Origin of the sequence: Bacillus sp. SRB_8 (assembly GCF_003264205.1) — a bacterium.
Classification (GTDB): Bacteria; Bacillota; Bacilli; order Bacillales; family Bacillaceae_G; genus Bacillus_A; species Bacillus_A mycoides.
This window is the reverse complement of sequence record NZ_NADT01000147.1, coordinates 1-941: the sequence shown is the minus strand read 5'-3', so window position 1 is coordinate 941 and position 941 is coordinate 1. Positions and strand designations below refer to the sequence as shown.

Genomic DNA, 941 nt, shown 5'->3' with positions numbered 1-941 from the left:
TTGTTCGGCACTCGTTGCACACATGTCCTTGTTCAAGTAGAATCCTGGTTGTTCTGGAGTGTCAACTGGCTTACAGTCCATCATCTGGAATTTTGACAATTGTTCCAAAATATACGTCTCCTGGTCAAGTAGGATACCGTCGTTGCTGCTTGAAACCCTCATTCCTAGTAGCCGTTTCGGTTCACCTAGGTCCGTAATTGGAAAGCGATTTGATAGTTGTGCAACGATTCCTTCCGCAAGAACAGGACAATTGTGAGCCAACAGCAGATCGTCAGTTGACAGTGACATGATAATCATATCTTCTTTTGACCGCATAACGTAGACGCAAGCATCAGAACTGAGTCGTTTGAAACCGAGGTCTTTGGTGATGAATAGATTGATGGTATTGTTCCAGACAAGTCCAGCCTGCTTCAGACCGTAGAGACTTTTCTTCAGGCGGCACACCAGGCTTGGATCATGAGAAATATAGCCTTTGGGTTGAACCATGTATATTTCTTCGTGAAGTTCTGCTTGCAAGAATGCTCCGACGACGTCTAGCTGTCTCAATTTCAGTTTCAATGATGCAGCAAGTGCAAATACCAATCGGACTGAGGCGAGATGCGCCACTGGAGAGAATGTCTCGTCGAAGTCGATTCCTGGTCGCTGTGAGTAGCCTTTAACAACTAGTCTAGCCTTGAATTTGTTTACGAGTCCCTTCTCGTCTGATTTGACCTTGAATACCCATTTGTTTTGAATAGCGTTGCGTCCGCTAGGAAGTCTGACAAGTTCCCAGGTTTTGTTGTGTTGTAAGCTGTCAAATTCCGCTTTTGTGGCTGCTGCCCATTCCTTGCAAAACTCGTTCTCTGAATCCAATGCTTCGCTGATCGACTTCGGGATCGTGACCTGAGTGGCTCGCAGAGTGTGATTGTTTCGCTGTTGCACCAGCATGGCTGCAGGTGCCT

At 46.4% G+C, this 941-nt stretch carries 1 protein-coding gene; it reads right to left on the bottom strand.

Going from position 1 to position 941, the window contains the following annotated elements:
- On the bottom strand, positions 1 to 941 hold a 941-nt coding region (locus B5P40_RS32275), incomplete at both ends, for a reverse transcriptase domain-containing protein (protein WP_142936388.1).